At 63.4% G+C, this 15,335-nt stretch carries 10 protein-coding genes; 5 read left to right on the top strand and 5 right to left on the bottom strand.

What is annotated here, in order from left to right:
- Positions 1 to 5 precede the first annotated feature (5 nt).
- The 4 genes from ACMCNM_RS14775 (at position 6) to ACMCNM_RS14760 (ending at position 6,619) form a co-directional block, all read left to right on the top strand.
- The gene (locus ACMCNM_RS14775; RefSeq protein WP_412764746.1) at positions 6 to 3,134 is read left to right on the top strand and encodes a multidrug efflux RND transporter permease subunit; all 3,129 of its coding nucleotides are present in this window, start codon (positions 6 to 8) and stop codon (positions 3,132 to 3,134) included.
- 61 nt (positions 3,135 to 3,195) lie between these two features.
- Positions 3,196 to 3,771, top strand: a complete 576-nt coding sequence (mobA, locus tag ACMCNM_RS14770; RefSeq protein ID WP_412764745.1) for a molybdenum cofactor guanylyltransferase MobA — start codon at positions 3,196 to 3,198, stop codon at positions 3,769 to 3,771.
- Positions 3,772 to 3,839: 68 nt separating this feature from the next.
- Positions 3,840 to 5,486: an MFS transporter gene (locus tag ACMCNM_RS14765; RefSeq protein WP_412764744.1), complete on the top strand. Its 1,647-nt coding sequence runs from the start codon at positions 3,840 to 3,842 to the stop codon at positions 5,484 to 5,486.
- Positions 5,486 to 6,619 (top strand): HlyD family secretion protein, encoded by a 1,134-nt coding sequence (locus ACMCNM_RS14760; RefSeq protein ID WP_412764743.1) that lies wholly within the window; start codon positions 5,486 to 5,488, stop codon positions 6,617 to 6,619. Before ACMCNM_RS14765 ends, ACMCNM_RS14760 begins: the two co-directional genes overlap by 1 nt.
- Positions 6,620 to 6,765: 146 nt before the next feature.
- Here the strand turns inward: ACMCNM_RS14760 and ACMCNM_RS14755 are convergent, their stop codons facing one another.
- Genes ACMCNM_RS14755 through fdnG form a run of 5 tightly spaced genes read right to left on the bottom strand, consistent with a single transcriptional unit; the run spans position 6,766 to position 13,177 of the window.
- Entirely contained in the window at positions 6,766 to 7,641 is an 876-nt protein-coding gene (locus ACMCNM_RS14755; protein WP_412764742.1) for an AEC family transporter, read from the bottom strand.
- A gap of 56 nt (positions 7,642 to 7,697) precedes the next feature.
- A complete protein-coding gene (fdhE, locus tag ACMCNM_RS14750) occupies positions 7,698 to 8,600 on the bottom strand; it encodes a formate dehydrogenase accessory protein FdhE (protein ID WP_412764741.1) in 903 nt (300 codons plus the stop codon).
- On the bottom strand, positions 8,597 to 9,232 hold the full coding sequence (locus ACMCNM_RS14745) for a formate dehydrogenase subunit gamma (RefSeq protein WP_238211801.1): 636 nt from the start codon (positions 9,230 to 9,232) through the stop codon (positions 8,597 to 8,599). Before ACMCNM_RS14745 ends, fdhE begins: the two co-directional genes overlap by 4 nt.
- On the bottom strand, positions 9,229 to 10,113 hold the full coding sequence (gene fdxH, locus ACMCNM_RS14740; protein ID WP_027596742.1) for a formate dehydrogenase subunit beta: 885 nt from the start codon (positions 10,111 to 10,113) through the stop codon (positions 9,229 to 9,231). Before fdxH ends, ACMCNM_RS14745 begins: the two co-directional genes overlap by 4 nt.
- A gap of 13 nt (positions 10,114 to 10,126) precedes the next feature.
- Positions 10,127 to 13,177 (bottom strand): formate dehydrogenase-N subunit alpha, encoded by a 3,051-nt coding sequence (gene fdnG, locus ACMCNM_RS14735; protein ID WP_412764740.1) that lies wholly within the window; start codon positions 13,175 to 13,177, stop codon positions 10,127 to 10,129.
- A gap of 755 nt (positions 13,178 to 13,932) precedes the next feature.
- Between fdnG and ACMCNM_RS14730 the strand changes: the two genes are divergently transcribed.
- Entirely contained in the window at positions 13,933 to 15,228 is a 1,296-nt protein-coding gene (locus ACMCNM_RS14730; RefSeq protein WP_027596740.1) for an MFS transporter, read from the top strand.
- Positions 15,229 to 15,335 lie beyond the last annotated feature (107 nt).

The following is a 15,335-nucleotide window of genomic DNA, read 5'->3' as shown; positions in this document are numbered from 1 at the left end:
GATTGATGCCGCACTTTTTCATTGACCGCCCCGTGTTCGCTTGGGTGGTCGCGCTGTTCATCCTGCTCGCTGGCGCCTTGGCCATTCCGCAATTGCCGGTGGCCCAGTACCCCAACGTGGCCCCGCCGCAAGTGGAAATCTACGCCGTGTACCCAGGCGCCTCAGCGGCGACCATGGACGAGAGCGTGGTCAGCCTGATCGAGCAGGAACTCAACGGCGCCGACAATCTGCTGTATTTCGAGTCGCAAAGCAGCCTGGGCAGCGCCACCATCACCGCCACCTTCGAACCTGGCACGCACCCGGACCTGGCCCAGGTCGATGTGCAGAACCGCCTCAAGGTGGTCGAGTCACGCCTGCCTCGCCCCGTGACCCAGCAAGGCCTGCAGGTGGAGAAGGTGTCCACCGGCTTCCTGCTGCTGGCCACCCTGACTTCGGAGGACGGCAAGCTCGACGAAACCGCTCTGTCGGATATTCTCGCGCGCAACGTGATGAACGAGATCCGCCGCCTGAAGGGCGTCGGCAAGGCTCAGCTGTATGGTTCTGAGCGTGCCATGCGGATCTGGATCGACCCGAGCAAGCTAATCGGTTTCAACCTAACGCCTAACGATGTGGCTGATGCCATCGCCGCGCAAAACGCCCAGGTCGCCCCAGGCAGTATTGGTGACCTGCCCGCCCGCGGCACCCAGGAAATCACCGCCAACGTGCTGGTCAAGGGCCAGCTGAGCACGCCAGAGGAGTTCGCGGCCATTGTCCTGCGCGCCAACGCGGACGGCTCCACGGTGACCGTCGGCGATGTCGCCCGGGTCGAGATCGGCGCCCAGGAGTACCAGTACGGCACGCGCCTTAATGGCAAACCCGCAACCGCATTCAGCGTACAGCTGGCCCCCGGCGCCAACGCCATGGAAACCGCTGACTTGGTGCGGGCCAAGATGCAGGAGTTGTCGCGCTACTTCCCGGAAGGCGTCAAATACGACATCCCGTATGACACCTCGCCCTTCGTCAAAGTGTCGATCCAGCAGGTGATCAACACGCTGTTCGAAGCCATGCTGCTGGTGTTCGCGGTGATGTTCCTGTTCCTGCAGAACCTGCGCTACACGCTGATCCCGACCCTGGTAGTGCCGGTGGCGCTGATGGGCACCTTCGCCGTGATGCTGGCCATGGGCTTCTCGGTCAATGTGCTGACCTTGTTCGGTATGGTCCTGGCCATTGGCATCCTGGTCGACGACGCCATCGTGGTGGTGGAAAACGTCGAGCGGATCATGGCCGAAGAAGGCCTGCCGCCCAAGGAAGCCACGCGCAAGGCCATGGGCCAGATCAGCGGGGCGATTGTCGGCATTACCCTGGTGCTGGTGGCCGTGTTCCTGCCGATGGCCTTCATGAAAGGGTCGGTGGGCGTGATCTACCAGCAGTTCTCGGTGTCGATGGCGGTGTCGATCCTGTTCTCGGCGTTTCTCGCCCTCAGCCTGACCCCAGCACTGTGCGCGACTTTGCTCAAACCGTTGGGCAAAGGCGAGCACCACGAGCGCAAGGGCTTCTTCGGCTGGTTCAACCGACGCTTCGACAGCATGAGCAACGGCTATCAGCGCTGGGTGGTGCAAGCGCTCAAGCGCAGCGGTCGCTACCTGCTGGTGTACGGCGTGCTGCTGGCCGTGCTGGGCTATGGCTTCAGCCAACTGCCCACGGCGTTCTTGCCCACCGAAGACCAGGGCTACACCATCACCGACATCCAGCTGCCGCCAGGCGCCAGCCGCATGCGCACCGAGCAAGTAGCGGCGCAGATCGAAGCGCACAACGCAGAGGAACCCGGTGTCGGCAACACCACGCTGATCCTCGGCTTCAGCTTCTCTGGCAGTGGGCAGAACGCGGCACTGGCGTTCACCACGCTCAAGGATTGGTCCGAGCGCGGTGCCGATGACAGCGCCCAGTCGATTGCCGACCGCGCCTCTATGGCCTTCACTCAGCTCAAGGACGCCGTGGCCTACGCCGTGCTGCCACCGCCCATCGATGGCCTGGGCGAGTCGACCGGTTTTGAGTTCCGTCTGCAGGACCGTGGCGGCATGGGCCACACCGCGCTGATGGCTGCCCGCGATGCGTTGCTGGCGGGTGCAGGCAAAAGCAAGGTGCTGACCAATGTGCGCGAAGCGTCGCTGGCCGAAAGCCCGCAGGTGCAACTGGAAATCGACCGTCGCCAGGCCAATGCCCTGGGGGTGTCGTTCGCCGACATCGGCGCGGTGCTGGATACCGCCGTCGGCTCCAGCTACGTCAACGACTTCCCCAACCAGGGCCGTATGCAACGGGTGGTGGTGCAAGCCGAAGGCGACCAGCGTAGCCAGGTCGAAGACCTGCTGAAAATCCATGTGCGCAACAGCAGTGGCAAGATGGTGCCGCTGGCGGCCTTCGTCCAGGCGAAGTGGGTCAGCGGCCCGGTGCAGCTGACCCGCTACAACGGTTACCCGGCGGTGTCGATCTCCGGTGAACCGGCGGCAGGCTACAGCTCGGGTGAAGCCATGGCCGAAGTCGAGCGCCTGGTGGCGCAACTGCCTGCCGGCGCTGGCCTGGAATGGACCGGCCTGTCGCTGCAGGAGCGGCTGTCCGGCAGCCAGGCGCCGATCCTGATGGCGTTGTCACTGCTGGTGGTGTTCCTGTGCCTGGCTGCGTTGTACGAGAGCTGGTCGATCCCCACCGCCGTACTGCTGGTGGTGCCGCTTGGGGTACTCGGTGCGGTGCTGGCAGTCACCCTGCGGGGCATGCCCAATGACGTGTTCTTCAAGGTCGGCCTGATCACCCTGATCGGCCTGTCGGCCAAGAACGCGATCCTCATCATCGAGTTCGCCAAGAGTTTGGTGGACCAGGGTGTCGATGCCGTCGATGCCGCGGTACAAGCCGCCCGCCTGCGTCTGCGGCCGATTGTGATGACCTCGCTGGCGTTCATCCTCGGCGTGGTGCCCCTGGCGATCGCCACCGGCGCCAGCTCGGCCAGCCAGCAGGCGATTGGCACGGGTGTGATCGGCGGCATGCTCAGCGCCACCCTGGCGGTGGTGTTCGTGCCGGTGTTCTTCGTCGTGGTGATGCGCCTGGCCGGGCGCGGTCGCGGCGCTAAAGCCGAGGCGACTCCAGCGCTTGACGCACGCTGACTGGACAAGCACCGCATGACATGGGAGGGTTCCTGGCATTGACTGCCCGGAACCCTTTTTCATGCCTGCTGCCCTGCCCCCCTGTTCCATTCTCATCCTCGCCGGTGGCCGCGGCCAGCGCATGGGCGGCCGCGACAAGGGCTTGCTGGCCTGGCAAGGCAAGCCATTGGTGGCGCATGTGCAACGCGTGGTACGCCCGCTGAGCGATGACCTGATCATTTCCTGCAACCGCAACCAGGACGCCTATCGAGCCTATGCTGACCAGTTGGTGGGCGATGCAGCCCCCGATTTCCCTGGGCCGTTGGCCGGGGTGATCGCAGGCCTGGCGGCGGCGCGGCACGCATGGGTGGTGGTGCTGGCCTGCGATGCACCGCTGATTGATCGGCCGTTGATCGAGGACCTGCTGCGGCTGGCGGTGGCCGGCGACAGTGCGGCGATGGTGCGACAGGCAGGCTACTGGCAGCCGATGTTCAGTGTGCTGCCGCGCAAGGTGTTGCCGGTGCTGGAGCAGGCGTGGGCGGCCAATGAGCGAAGCTTGCAGAAGGCCCTGCTGAAAGGGGCTGTGCAAGCGCTGGTGTGTGCCGAGGATGATCCGCGTTTGAGCAACTTCAATAGCCCGGAAACACTGCAAAACTGACGCACGCCGCACGGCAAACTTGAGCCCAGACGGTGTTAATGCCCCAGCCCCTCACGTAAAGTCTGCCCATGGACAAATACGCCCCCCGCCAGTGGCTCCCCCACGAAAAACCCAGCCTGCCCGGATCGCCGTCCACGCCTTTGCACTCGCCCGCCAAACGCCTGGCCTTTGGCCTGGTGGGCCTGTTGGTGGCGATCACCGGTGGGTTGGGTAACGCGCTGGTAACAGCCAACCTGGTGTTCCTGCAGGGTGCGCTGGGGGCGACCAGCGCCGAAATGGCCTGGCTGCCGGCCGCCTATGTGATGACCAACGTTTCCATCAACCTGCTGCTGGTCAAGTTTCGCCAGCAGTTCGGCCTGCGTGCCTTCACCGAAGTGTTCCTGGTGCTTTATGCGCTGGTCACCTTTGGCCACCTGTTCGTCAATGACATCAACTCGGCAATTGCCGTGCGCGCCGCCCATGGCATGGTTGGCGCCGCGCTGAGTTCGCTGGGCCTGTACTACATGATCCAGGCGTTCCCCGCGCAGTGGCGGCTCAAGGCCATGGTGCTGGGCTTGGGCGCATCGCAATTGGCCTTGCCGCTGGCGCGGCTGTTCTCTGAAGACTTGCTGCAGATCGCCGAATGGCGCGGGCTATACCTGTTCGAACTCGGCTTGGCGTTGGCCGCACTGGGCTGCGTGCTGATGCTCAAGTTGCCACCGGGCGACCGCTTCAAGACCTTCGAGCCACTGGATTTTCTCACCTTCACCCTGATGGCCAGCGGCACCGCCCTGCTCTGCGCCGCGCTGTCGCTGGGGCGCATTGACTGGTGGCTGGAAACGCCCTGGATCGGTATGGCACTGGCCGCGTCGATAGGCTTGATATTCAGTGGGCTGGCCATCGAGCACAATCGCCAGAACCCGCTGCTGATGACCCGCTGGCTGGGCAGCGGCACGATCATCCGCCTGGCCCTGTGCGTAATTCTGATCCGCATGGTCACCTCGGAGCAGTCCACCGGCGCGGTCGGTTTTCTGCAAGTGTTGAACATGGGCAGCGAGCAGATGCGCACGCTGTACGCGATCATGTTGTTGGGTGCAGTGGCGGGCCTGGCAACCAGCGCCCTGACCATCGACCCCAAGCACCTGGTGATTCCGTTGCTGGTGTCGCTGCTGGCGATGGCCACCGGGGCGTTCATGGACAGCAGCTCAAGCAACCTCACGCGCCCGGCGCAGATGTACCTGAGCCAGTTCCTGCTGGCCTTCGGCAGCACGTTCTTCCTGGGCCCGTCGATGGCCCTGGGCATTAGCCATGTGCGCGCCAACCCGCGCAACCTGGTGAGCTTTTCGGTGCTGTTCGGCATCTGCAACAACCTCGGAGGCCTGATTGGCGCGGCGCTGCTGGGCACCTTCCAGACCTGGCGCGAGAAATTCCACTCCAGCCACCTGATGGACCGCCTCAGCTACCTCGAACCCCTGGTCAACGCCCGGGTGCAAAGCGGCGGTGGCGGGTATGCCGGCCTGCTTGCCGACCCCGCGCTGCGCAGCGAGGCCGGCATGCGCGTGCTGGCCAGTGCGGCCACCCGCGAGGCCAACGTGATGGCCTACAACGATGTGTTCATGCTGATCGGCAGCATCGCTATCCTGACCATGATCTGGATCTGCATCCGCGGCACCTGGCTCTGGTACACGGCCCGCAAGGCCACCTTCCCTGACTCTAGCCGCGGCGCGCCTACCTGATGACCGACGAAACCCGCACGACCACCACCACTGCCCTTGCTGAAACTCCAGAGGGCACGCCGCCGCCCAGTGAACCGACCAGCCCGGTACGCTCGCGCCGGATGCGCATCCTGTCGTCGATCAGTTTTGCCTGTGTGGCCCTGGCCGGCATCCTGCTGGTGCTCTACGCCTGGCGCCTGCCCCCGTTCGGCAGTGCCATCGAGAGCACCGAAAACGCACTGGTGCGCGGCCAGGTGACGATCATCGGCCCGCAACTGAGTGGCTACATCGTCGATGTGCCGGTGCATGACTTCCAGTTCGTCAAGGCAGGCGACCTGCTGGTGCAACTGGACGACCGCATCTATAAGCAACGCCTGGCCCAGGCCATCGCCCAGTTGCAACAGCAGCAGGCGGCACTGGCCAATAACCTGCAGCAACGCAACAGCGCCGAAGCCACCATTGCCCAGCGCCAGGCGGCCATCGGCGATGCAACGGCCCAGGCGGCCAAGGCCAAGGCCGACCTCAGCCGTAACCAGGCGCTGGTCAGCGACGGTTCGGTGTCGCGCCGCGAGCTGGACCTTGCCCGTGCCAGCCAGGCGGCTGCTGTCGCCAGCCTGGCTCAGGCCAAGGCTGCCCTGGAAATCGCCCGGCAGGGCCGGGAAACCGTGGTGGTCAACCGGGCCGCGTTGCAGGCCTCGGTGGAAAATGCCAGGGCCGCCGTCGAGCTCGCCCGTATCGACCTCGACAACACCCGCGTGACCGCCCCACGTGATGGCCAGCTGGGGCAGATTGGCACGCGCCTGGGGGCCTACGTGAATTCCGGTGCGCAACTGATGGCGCTGGTGCCTGATACCCTATGGGTAATCGCCAACATGAAGGAAACCCAGATGGCCGCGGTGCGTATCGGCCAGCCGGTGAGTTTCACCGTGGATGCGCTGAACCACCAGAAGCTGTACGGCCATGTGCAGCAGATTTCGCCGGCCACCGGCTCCGAATTCGCCCTGCTGCAGGCCGACAACGCCACCGGCAACTTCGTCAAGATTGCCCAGCGGATCCCGGTGCGCATCACCGTGGATGCCGACCAGCCAGAGGCGAAGCGGTTGCGGCCAGGGATGTCGGTGGTGGTCAGCATCGACACCCGGGATGCGCAGTAAAGTCCAACTTGCCTGCGCTGCAATATGTGGGGCTGCTGTGCAGCCCATCGCCGGCAAGCCAGCTCCCACAGGTGCGGCGCTAGACTGGGAGGCTACATCGTTCGGGTGGGAGCTGGCTTGCCAGCGATGAGCCGCGTAGCGGCCTCCTACATCCACCCCGCCAGCACAATCGGCAGCCAGCCGAATGACAGCACCGTTGAACACATCACCAGGTTCGCCACCTGCTCCGGCGAGCGGTTGGCGCGCACGGCCATGAGGTAATTGAACACCGCCACCGGCATCGCCGATTGCACCATCAATACCGCACGCTCCAGCGTATCCATGCCCAAGGCCACGCCAACCGCCCACCCCACCCCCGCGCCCAGGCCGATGCGCAAACCACCCAGCAGCATCCCGCTGCCCACATGGCGCAGGCGAATGCTGCCCAGCGAAACGCCCAGGGTCAGTAGCATCAGCGGGATGGTCATACCGCCAAGCAGGTTCACCGTGTTGGCCAACCAACGCGGCAATTCGAAATCCAGAAAGATGATGGGCATCGCACCCGCCATGCTGATCACAATGGGGTTGCGGACCAACGCCTTGAGCGAAGCTGCCGTGCCGGAGATGGCCATGCCGACCGTGAACTGTACGATCGACAGGGTCAGGAAAAACGCCACCGCCAGGGCCAGGCCGTGCTCGCCGAAGGCATACAGGCTGATCGGCAGGCCCATGTTGCCGGTGTTGGGAAACATGAACGCCGGCAGTAGCACACGCCAGTGTTGCCCCGAGGCACGGCTGACCAGCAGACCTGCCAGGGCCATGCCCAACGTGCACAACAGGCAGGCCAGCGCCATGCTGGTAAATGCCGTCGGGTCCAGTTCCGTGCGGCTCAAGGTCGACAGTACCAGCGACGGTGTGCCGACCGTCATCACCAGCCTGGCGATGAACTCAGTGGGGTAGTCCAAGCCTTTGCGGGCCCAGGCAAAACCAATGCCGGCAACGATGAACACAGGTGCCAGAACGGCGAACAACGATGCCAGCATGAGCCTTACCTTCCTGGTGTGCGAAAGGCGTCAGTATGCCGCAGTCCTACGCTGCTTCAACCCGGAAACATAAATGGGTTGATACTGCTACGGGCAAAGCCTTGCCCTTCAAGCTCGGCATCCAACTGCAAGGAGGCCAGGTCATCGGCGACAGGCTCCAGTGCCGGGTCGTGCTCGTAATAAAAGGCCTTCAGGTAGCTTTCGCAGTCACCGCAGCTTTCCGCCTTGACCGCACTGTCCTGACGCTCCAGCGACCAATAGTCCAGCTTACCGGTGTGCTCGCAGTTGCTGCACTTTACCCGCACCATGTGCCAGCGACTCTCGCACAACCCGCAATGCAGGTAGCGCAGCCCAGCACGCTTGCCAGTGAGGATGACGCTGGCCACCGGCGCGCTGGCGCACACTGGGCAGAACTGGCGATGCTCGCCCACTGCCGCATGCGCATGCGCCGGCAAGGCCGCAGCCAGTTGCACGAAGTACAGCCCTAGGGCGGCCCACAAAAACACCGCCTCGCCGCTGTTCACCTTGCCATATTGGCCCTGCAGCAAGTCTTGGGCGCAGGCTTCGCGCTGATCGGCGCTCAGCGCGGCGAGCCTGTCCAGGGCCGCACATACCGGGTCGCTGGCTTCAGTGCGCAGGTCCTCGAGCAGATGCTCGAGCATTTGCTGCCAGTAACCTGAGTGCAACTGCGTCGATAATGACGCCTCAGCGCCCAGCCGCTCAGTCAGTGCCTCAAGCACGTTGGCCGGCACGGGAAAATGATCGAGCAAACGCTGCTGGGCCTGCGCGATGGTGGCGGCGAACTCCAGATAGTCGGCGTGCTCATGCCCCTGTGCCAAGTGACGCAAACGCGCCGCGCGCTTGGCGAAGTGCTGGTCCAGTTGCGGCAGCAACAAGGCGCTGATGGTGCCCACGCCCCCGGTGGGCTGCTCGACCGCCGTCAGTTTGATGCTGCTCATTTCTTCTCGCTCTTGCTGTTGATCTGCTGATACCAGCGATCGTGGTGCGACTTGGCCCAACTGCGTGAGACATAGCCGGTGATCATGCCGCGAATCGAACCTTTCACCCAGAACGCCAGGTACGCATGGCCGATGATCAACAGGATCAGCGAGATGCCTGCCAGTGCGTGGGTAAACAAGGCAATCCGAATCAGCGGGATGCTGAAGTAGTCGGCAAACCACGGCCGCCAGATGATCACGCCACTGAGCATCAGCAAGGTGATCAGGCCCATGATCCCCCAGAACAGGACCTTCTGGCCGGCGTTGTATTTGCCGATGCGCAGCGGCTGGCTATGGTCGCCTGCCAACACGCGCTTGACGTTGCGAAACCAGATGCCGTCTTCACGCTCGGGCAGGTTGTACCTGACGAAGCGCACGAACAGGAACATCAGCACCACGAACACCACCACCCCGAAAAACGGGTGAAGGATGCGCGCCAGCTGCGGCGTGCCAAACACGCCATTCAGCCAGTTCAACGACGGGAAAAACCACGACAGCCCCGACATCGCCACCAGGAAGAAGCAGATGACCATGAACCAGTGGCTGGCCCGGTCGATGAAGCGCGTGCGCAGAATCAATCGGTCCTTGTTCATACCAGGGTCTCCTTGTCGTCTTCCTCGACTTCGTTGGGGCCAACGCCGATGTAGTGGAACACCGTGCCCGCCAAGGTGGCGAAGAATGCCGCGGCGGCTACCGGTTTGAGCCAGCCTTTCCAGCCCTCGATCGCACTGCTGATGCGCGGGTCTGGGTTGAGCTTGTGGTACAGCTGCGGCTTGTCGGCGTGTTGCAGCACGTAGAACACATGGGTGCCACCGACGGCCTGCGGGTCGTAAATGCCGGCACCGGCGAAGCCGCGGCCTTGCAGTTCACTCACGCGTTCTTCGGCCTGCACCAGCATGTCAGCCTTGCTGCCGAAGTTGATCGCGCCGGTCGGGCAGGTTTTCACGCAGGCCGGTTCCTGGCCGACGCTCACCCGATCAACGCACAACGTGCACTTGTAAGCCTTGTTGTCCTTCTTGCTGATGCGCGGTACATCGAACGGGCAACCGGCCACGCAGTAGCCGCAGCCGATGCAATGCTCGGACTGGAAATCGACGATACCGTTGGCGTACTGGATGATCGCCCCCGGTTGCGGGCACGCCTTGAGGCAGCCCGGGTCGGCGCAATGCATGCAGCCATCCTTGCGGATCAGCCACTCCAGCTTGCCGCTTTCGTCCTGGTGCTCGTCAAACCGCATCAGCGTCCAGGTGTCTGGCGTGAGGTCGGCCGGGTTGTCGTACACACCGACGTTGTGGCCTACCTCGTCACGTAGGTCGTTCCATTCGTTGCAGGCCACTTGGCAGGCCTTGCAGCCGATGCAGATGCTGACGTCGATCAGCTTGGCTACCTCGGCCTGGTGATCGCGGGCACGCGGCGCGGGGGTGAAGGCGTTGGTCGCCGAACGGCGAATGATGTCTTGGGATTGCAGGGACATGTGCGTCGCTCCGTCAGGCCTTTTCCACGTTCACCAGGAACGCCTTGTATTCCGGGGTGTTGGTGTTGGAGTCACCCACCCCTGGGGTCAGCGTGTTGGCCAGGAAGCCTTTGCGGGTGGCACCCTCGAAGCCCCAGTGGCACGGGATGCCGATGGTGTCGACCATCTGGCCGGCGACCTCTAGCCGCTGGACCCGCTTGGTCACTACCGCCTTGGCCTTGATGTAGCCGCGCTTGGTGCTGACCCGCACCAGGTCGCCCTGGACGATGCCTTTTTCCTTGGCCAGCACTTCGCCGATCTCGATGAACTGCTCGGGCTGGATGATCGCGTTGAGCCGCGAATGCTTGGTCCAGTGGCGGAACAACTCGGTGATCGAATAGGTGGTGGCCACGTAAGGGAACTCCTCACGGCTGCCCATCCGCGCACGGTCGCTTTCGTACAGGCGTGCGGTCGGGCTCTTGCTGACATTGGGGTGCAGCGGGTTGGACGCCAGTGGGCTTTCGATCGGTTCGTAATGCTCAGGGAACGGCCCATCGTTCATGGCGCCAACCGAGAACAACCGGCCTACCCCTTCGGGCAGCATGATGAACGGGTTGACGTTGCTGCCTGGCGCGGCAGTTACCGGATAGTCCGGGACATCGCTGCCGCTCCAGCGGCTGCCATCCCAGGCAATGATCTGGCGCTTCGGGTCCCAGGCGTTGCCCTGCGGGTCGGCCGAGGCACGGTTGTAAAGAATGCGCCGATTCTGCGGCCAGGCCCACGCCCAACCTGGGGTGCAGCCCAGGCCGCTGTCAGCGTTGTCGCGGCGGGCCATCTGGTTGCCGGCCTCGGTCCAGGAGCCGGCGAACACCCAGTTGAAGCACGCGGTGCTGCCGTCATCGCGCAATTGGGCGAAGTTGTCCAGCAACTGGCCTTTGCGCAGCACCAGGTTGCCCTTGTCATCATGCAGGTCCGCCAGGGCGTAGCCGTTGGACTCTTTGGCGACTTCTTCTGGCTCTGGATCGTAGGGGTTCTTGTAGTCCCAGGCCATGTTCAACACAGGCTCGGGGCATACGCCGCCCTCGTCGCGGTACAGCTCGCGCAGCTTCATGAACAGGTGGCCGAGGATCTTGCCATCGTGCCAGGCCTCACCGGGCGGGGCCGCCCCGGCCCAGTGCCATTGCAGCCAGCGGCTGGAGTTGACGATCGAGCCGTTTTCCTCGGCAAAGCAGCTGGAAGGCAGGCGGAAGACCTCGGTCTGGATCGCCGCGGGGTCGACGTCGTTGGACTCTCCGTGGTTCTGCCAGAAGCTCGACGTCTCGGTTGCCAGCGGGTCGATGATTACCAGGAACTTGAGCTTGGCCAAGGCCTCGGCGGCCTTGTTCTTGTCCGGGAAGGCCGCGATCGGGTTGAAGCCCTGGGCAATGTAGCCGTTGACCTTGCCTTCATACATGCGGTTGGAATAGTTGAGTACGTCGTAGCTGTCGTCCCACTTGGGCAACCAGTCGAAGCCCCAGTTGTTCTCAGGGGTGGCCTTGTCGCCCCACAGGCTCTTCATCAGGCTGATGAAAAATTTGGGCGTGTGCTGGTAGTAGTTGACCTGCCCGGGCAGCTGGGCGCTGGGCGTGGTTTCTTTCAGGTAGGTCTCGACCGTGGTCTGGTTGTCGGACGGCAGGTTCATGTAACCCGGCAGGCGTTGCGACAGCAGCCCCAGGTCGGTGTAGCCCTGGATGTTGGAGTGCCCGCGCAGGGCGTTGACGCCGCCACCGGCCATGCCGATATTGCCCAGCAGCAGTTGGATCATGCCCGAGCCGCGGATCATCTGGGCGCCCGTGGTGTGGTGGGTCCAGCCCAGGGCATAGAGGAAGGTGGCGGTCTTGTCCGGTGCGCTGGTACTGGCAAGGATCTCGCAAATCTGCAGGAAGTCGTCCGTTGGCGTACCGCACAGCTCGCTGACCCGCTCCGGCGTGTAGCGGCTGACATGCTGCTTGAGCAGGTTGTACACGCAGCGCGGGTGGCTGAGCGTCACGTCACGTTTGGCAAAGCCCTGCTCGTCGAGTTCATAGGCCCACGAGCTGCGATCGTAGCGCCGGGTGTTGGCGTCGTAGCCGCTGAACAGGCCGTCGTCGAAACTGTAGTCGCTGCGCACGATCAGGCTGGCATTGGTGTAGGCGCGCACGTACTCGTGCTGGATACGGTCATGGCTGATCAGGTAGTTGACCACCCCCATCAGGAAGGTGATGTCGGAGCCTGCGCGAATGGGCGAATACAGGTCGGCCACTGCAGCGCTGCGGTTGAAGCGCGGGTCGACGACGATCACCTTGGCGCCGTTGCGGATCTTCGCCTCGATCACCCATTTGAAGCCCACCGGGTGCGCTTCGGCGGGGTTGCCGCCCATGATCAGTACGACGTTGGCATTCTTGATGTCCACCCAGTTGTTGGTCATGGCGCCACGGCCAAAGGTGGGCGCCAGCGCCGACACGGTCGGGGCGTGGCAGACCCGCGCCTGGCTGTCGGTGCCGAGGATGCCCAGGGCGCGGGTAAAGCGCTGGTCGAGCGAGCCGGTTTCGCTGCTGGCCGCCGAAGAACACAGCATGCCGGTGGACAGCCAACGATTGACGGTAACGCCCTTGGCGTTTTTCTCGATGAAGTTGGCATCGCGGTCAGCCTTCATCAAGCGGGCGATGCGCTCGATGGCATGGTCCCAGGTAATCCGCTGCCACGTTTCCGAGCCTGGCGCGCGGTACTCCGGGTACAGCAGGCGCTGTTCGCTGTGGATGTAGTCCACCAACCCCGCCCCTTTCGGGCACAGCGAACCCCGGCTGACCGGGTGGTCCGGGTCGCCTTCGATGTGGAAGATGCGTGCCTTGGCGTTTTTCGCGCCGTCGCCCAGGCTGTACATGAGGATGCCGCAGCCTACCGAGCAGTAGGTGCAGTTGTTGCGGGTCTCTTTGGCGCGCAACAGCTTGTATTGGCGTGACTGGCTGGCATTGGCCACTGCCGGGGCAAAGCCCAGCGACACGGTGGTCGCTGCCGCCGCACCGGCCGTGCACAGTTTGAAAAATTGTCGTCTGCCAAGTGCCATGGGATCTCCTCATCTCGGCCCGGTTAAATACCGGGCACACAGGCGTTACTTATCAACGGGTGTTATCGGCTGGTCGTTCTAATTCGGTGACGGGCACAAGCCAGGGGCAATAGAAATCTACAGCGCGTTATAAAAACGCAACTTCTTTTGCAACTACTAAATGGACAGCGGCATCACACGTTTATCAAGGCGCCCCTTGCGGGCCGCGCCCGCCATTGTAGTGGCAGGATGCCGCAGGGACCAATTGAGCGGCTTGATTGCTTGATAAGTTCTGTCGATCAACAGGCTGATACGGTAATTAATTACGTACCTGTATTGATCCAGATCAATAAATACTCACTGCCCGCCGCCAAAACAATGAATCAATACGACTAAAGTTATTTTTCTATACAAATTATTATTAAGCGGGCGAATTAAGCCTGTACGTCGCGACGCCCTGCGGCGTCTCGTCGCAGGCCAATGCCCCTTGGGCAAAAGGTTGCAAGCACGTAGAATCGCGGTTCCTTTTCGCCCGTCGCCTTGAACGGTGGCAACCGGCAGCAATGACAGAGTCCGCGCCTGAACACATGACCGCCCATGTGAAATAGGCTCAACCGACCCCGCCCGGCCCAGCTCCCTTACGGCCCAGCGGTTGAGTCTTGCCCAGGTCGCATCCAGCCCAGGCACATCCGTGCAGCCTCTTGGCCCCCTTTCGGGCCCAGCTGGCGTGCGCGTCCGAAGAGGCGCTCATTCCGCTCATCCAACTTGAGGTACGTATGTCTCCGCGTTTGCTGGCCATGGCGCTGGCGCCCCTGCTCGGGCTTTTCATCATTGCCCTGGGCAACGGTTTCATGTCTTCCCTGACCACCCTGCGCCTGGGCGCGGCCGGTGAATCAGCCACCACCATCGGTATTGTGTCGTCCAGTTACTTCATTGGCTTGACCCTTGGCGCGATCTTCAATGACCGGCTGATCCTGCGCATCGGCCATATCCGCGCCTACACCAGCTTCGCCTCGCTGATCGCCGCGACCATCCTGCTGCAAGGGCTGTTCTACGACACCACGTGGTGGTCGATCCTGCGCCTGATCAACGGCTGGGCTGCGGTGGGCGTGTTCCTGGTGATCGAGAGCTGGTTGCTGCTGGCCGGCGACGCGAAAATCCGTGGCCGCTTGCTGGCGCTGTACATGATTGCCTTCTACGGCGCCGGCGTTATTGCCCAGGCAGGCCTTGGCGAAATCACCCGCCTGGGCGACACCGCGCCGTTCATGCTCGCGGGCATGCTGGCGGCGCTGTCGGTGCTGCCGATCGTGATCCTGCCGCGGGTGTCGCCACTGCTGGACCAGGTCGAACCGCTGAAGCCCCGCCAACTGCTGGGGGTGGCGCCGTCGGGTTTGGTCGGCTGCTTCGGTTCGGGGGTGGCGATTGCCGGCATTTATGCGCTGCTGCCGCTGTACCTCCAACGTATTGGCCTGGACGTGGGCGAAGTCGGCAGCATGATGGCCTGGGTGATCCTGGGTGCGATGCTGCTGCAGTACCCGGTTGGGCGCTGGTCCGACCGCAAGGACCGCCAGGATGTGCTGATTGCCCTGGCCGGCCTGTGCGTGGTGCTGTCGTTGATTACGGTGTTCTTGCCGTCTGAATCGTCATTGCTGCCCGCAATGCTGTTCCTGCTGGGTGGCGGCGTGTTCGCCCTGTACCCGGTAGCGGTCAGCCACGCTGCCGACCGTGCACCGTCCGACGCGCTGGTGCCGATGATCCAGGGCCTGCTGCTGATCAACTCGCTGGGTTCGGCACTGGCGCCGCTGGCGATTTCGCCGATGATGACGTCGTTTGGCGAGGCCGGGCTGTTCTGGGCCTTTGCAGTGGTCAACCTGGCCATGGTCAGCTTCTTCCTGTGGCGCCGAGGCAAGCGCCCGGCGGCCGAGCACCCGGCGCCGTTCGCGGCGTCCACCACCTTCTCGCCCACCGGTGCCGAGTTGCGAGTGACTGAAGACCTGATGCATGCCGCGCAGGAGCATCCGCCGCTGGAGCCGGTGCAAGGCACAGGGGCAGCGCAAGCAGAAACCCGATAACCCCACCTCGGTAGGAGCAACCTTGTGCTGCGAAGAGGCCAGTGATAACAGCGAAGATCTGTTGTGTGGTCACCGGCCTCTTCGCAGCACAAGTTGCTCCTACACAG

The organism is Pseudomonas sp. NGC7 (genome assembly GCF_047159675.1).
In the GTDB taxonomy this organism is placed as follows: Bacteria; Pseudomonadota; Gammaproteobacteria; order Pseudomonadales; family Pseudomonadaceae; genus Aquipseudomonas; species Aquipseudomonas kermanshahensis.
This window is presented reverse-complemented; position numbering and strand designations above follow the sequence as displayed.

What these genes read in the sequence shown, in the direction of transcription:
- ACMCNM_RS14775 (WP_412764746.1), top strand. Translation starts at nt 6, where the DNA reads ATGCCGCACTTTTTCATTGACCGCCCCGTGTTCGCTTGGGTGGTCGCG.
- mobA (WP_412764745.1), top strand. Translation starts at nt 3,196, where the DNA reads ATGCCTGCTGCCCTGCCCCCCTGTTCCATTCTCATCCTCGCCGGTGGC.
- ACMCNM_RS14765 (WP_412764744.1), top strand. Translation starts at nt 3,840, where the DNA reads ATGGACAAATACGCCCCCCGCCAGTGGCTCCCCCACGAAAAACCCAGC.
- ACMCNM_RS14760 (WP_412764743.1), top strand. Translation starts at nt 5,486, where the DNA reads ATGACCGACGAAACCCGCACGACCACCACCACTGCCCTTGCTGAAACT.
- ACMCNM_RS14755 (WP_412764742.1), bottom strand. Translation starts at nt 7,641, where the DNA reads ATGCTGGCATCGTTGTTCGCCGTTCTGGCACCTGTGTTCATCGTTGCC.
- fdhE (WP_412764741.1), bottom strand. Translation starts at nt 8,600, where the DNA reads ATGAGCAGCATCAAACTGACGGCGGTCGAGCAGCCCACCGGGGGCGTG.
- ACMCNM_RS14745 (WP_238211801.1), bottom strand. Translation starts at nt 9,232, where the DNA reads ATGAACAAGGACCGATTGATTCTGCGCACGCGCTTCATCGACCGGGCC.
- fdxH (WP_027596742.1), bottom strand. Translation starts at nt 10,113, where the DNA reads ATGTCCCTGCAATCCCAAGACATCATTCGCCGTTCGGCGACCAACGCC.
- fdnG (WP_412764740.1), bottom strand. Translation starts at nt 13,177, where the DNA reads ATGGCACTTGGCAGACGACAATTTTTCAAACTGTGCACGGCCGGTGCG.
- ACMCNM_RS14730 (WP_027596740.1), top strand. Translation starts at nt 13,933, where the DNA reads ATGTCTCCGCGTTTGCTGGCCATGGCGCTGGCGCCCCTGCTCGGGCTT.